Source organism: Methanocalculus taiwanensis (assembly GCF_024372745.1).
Classification (GTDB): Archaea; Halobacteriota; Methanomicrobia; order Methanomicrobiales; family Methanocorpusculaceae; genus Methanocalculus; species Methanocalculus taiwanensis.
In genome coordinates this window covers 1-2,270 of the sequence record NZ_VOTZ01000054.1, presented here as the reverse complement: position 1 = coordinate 2,270, position 2,270 = coordinate 1, and the positions used below count along the sequence as shown (strand labels likewise).

2 protein-coding genes are annotated in these 2,270 nt (G+C 46.2%); both read right to left on the bottom strand.

Annotation, left to right across the window (positions count from 1 at the left end; translation table 11 throughout):
- Nucleotides 1-97: 97 nt before the first annotated feature.
- Entirely contained in the window at nucleotides 98-877 is a 780-nt protein-coding gene (gene istB, locus FTO68_RS11710) for an IS21-like element helper ATPase IstB (protein WP_304364259.1), read from the bottom strand.
- Complete coding sequence (gene istA, locus FTO68_RS11705; RefSeq protein WP_255333594.1) at nucleotides 874-2,118, bottom strand: IS21 family transposase; 1,245 nt, start codon at nucleotides 2,116-2,118, stop codon at nucleotides 874-876. Before istA ends, istB begins: the two co-directional genes overlap by 4 nt.
- Between the last annotated feature and the right edge of the window lie 152 nt (nucleotides 2,119-2,270).

The window sequence follows — 2,270 nt, the reverse complement described above, 5'->3', positions numbered from 1 at the left end:
TGTCAACGTCGGTCTAGAAATCCCCAAGTACGTCGGAATAATTCTCCCCACCCCACTTAAACCTATCGTTAATTTTCTGTCAAACATTAGGAAACCTCTATTCTGCCGATTCATGCTTGTTCACCCATAATTTGTGGCTCTTTCTGTCTTTCATACGATAACTCTCTCCCCGGATATTCACCGTTCTACAGTGATGCAGGATTCGATCCAGAAGTGCTGCGGCAATTACCTGATCCTGGAAGATCTCTCCCCAGTTGCCAAACGATTTGTTCGAGGTGAAGATCGTTGATCCATGCTCATATCGCCGGGATATCAACTGGAAGAAGCAGTATGCTGCCTGAGCATCAAATGGAAGATACCCGATCTCATCGATGATCAGGAGACCTGGCCGGGTGAGTTTCTTCAGATACCGATCGAGCTGATCACTGTGATATGCTTCTTTGAGCTGTTCGATCAGGACAGATGCATTGATGAAGAGAACCGGGATCCCCTGTTCAATAGCAGAAACACCCAGACCAATCGCCAGATGCGTTTTTCCCACACCAGGTGGTCCAAGGAAGACCACATTTTCTCCATTATCGATAAATCTCAGAGTGGCAAGATCTTTGATCACCGTCTGATCAATCGAGGGTTGAAACTCAAAATCAAACTCTTCAATTCGCTTCAGGAGAGGGAAACCAGCACTTTTTGTCCGGGTTCTAATTCTTGTTGAAGTCCTGTTGTTCCATTCCTGTTCAACCAGACACCCGATCGTCTCAATGGGACTGAGACTCTCATTCATTGCACGTTCAAGCGTTGGTTCAAGCAGAGCATCCATCGTATCCAGTTTCATCATGGCAAGGCGGTGATGGATCTGTTCGAGAAGAAGAGTCGTCATACCTGCCCCTCCTCTGCATACGTGTCATATTCAGCAAGATTTCGTGTTTCAACAGAATGCTGATCAATGGCTGGTTTGTTTATCCGCTCCTTCTTTGCACCATTCCTGGATAATCCAAGAATTTCTTTGTAGAGCCCTTCAAAATGCTCCTTTTTCTTTGAACGCTCATTTCTTCCATTCAGGAGAGTATGGGTACAGATCTCTGTGCCATCAGCTTGAATTGACACATGGTTTTCCTGGACGTATGCGTCAACACGCCTCCCTGCAAATTTCCATGGAACTGAGTAGCTATTCCCGTATAACGATATGTAGCAGTCTTTGGAGACCTTTCGAGATTCTTTCTTCTTGAAGAGATAGGGTGTGTATGAGGAGAAAGGACGAAGTTCCTCCCGAACCAAGCGATCAAGTGGAATCTCATGGGTGGTTCCATGGACCTTTCCATTGACGCAACTGAGCCATGTACGTGCCTGTAGGTTCAGATCCTCGATAGAGTGGAAAGTCCGACCATACAAGAAGTTGTCTTTGACATAGTATATTGCTCGCTCAACTTTGCCTTTGGTTTTCGCACGACCCAGCCGGCAGAGACGTGATGTAAACCCGAAGTGATCACGGAAGTCGGCAAAGAGAGGATGGAATTCTGAAGAGTTTGAGGGATATTTCCGTTTAAGGACGACACTCCGAAGGTTATCATAGAGGATCATATCAGTAACTCCGCCAAAATACTCAAAGGCTCCCAGATGTCCTTTGAGAAGAGCAGGAAGACCCTGATGAGAGAAGAATTCTACATACCTCATCCTTGAATAGCCAAGAACCATTGAGAGGCCATAAACCTTCTTTTTGGAGCCATCGGTCGTTTCATAGGGATACTCAAGCCAGTCACATTGCATCATCTCTCCCGGTTTGGTTTCGTATCTGATTTCAGCCGGAATTGTGATGTTGGGGCGGATCTGGCGGATATAATCACCGAGTATTGTTGTTCCGCCATCATAGCCGAGATTCCGGATCTCTTCCAGAATTCGGACACGGCTCAGACGAGGATAGGTGTTCAGCCTCTTCTGGATGTATGGCATGAAGGGATCCAGCTTGCTTGGTTTCTGTCTGGTCTGAGGATGTTTTGATGGTTGATCCAAAGACAGATGCCGGGCTATAGTTTTTCTGTCATAGCCGGTTTTTCGGGCCAATAAGCTGATATTGACTTTCCCTGTTGCCAGTTCCTGTTCACGAGCTAGATCCAGTAACATAAAATACTCCTCGTCCTTGAGCATGTGAATCCCAGATACTCTCTGGTTGCACATTGGGGATTTTTATTCCGACACAACTGGGGAGTTTTATCCCGACGCATTTGGGTATTTTTACGCCGACGAAACTGGGGAAAAGTAAACCGACATTGACA

Bases quoted from the DNA above. Each gene is read 5' to 3' on its own strand.
- istB (WP_304364259.1), bottom strand. From the start codon at position 877: ATGACGACTCTTCTTCTCGAACAGATCCATCACCGCCTTGCCATGATG.
- istA (WP_255333594.1), bottom strand. From the start codon at position 2,118: ATGTTACTGGATCTAGCTCGTGAACAGGAACTGGCAACAGGGAAAGTC.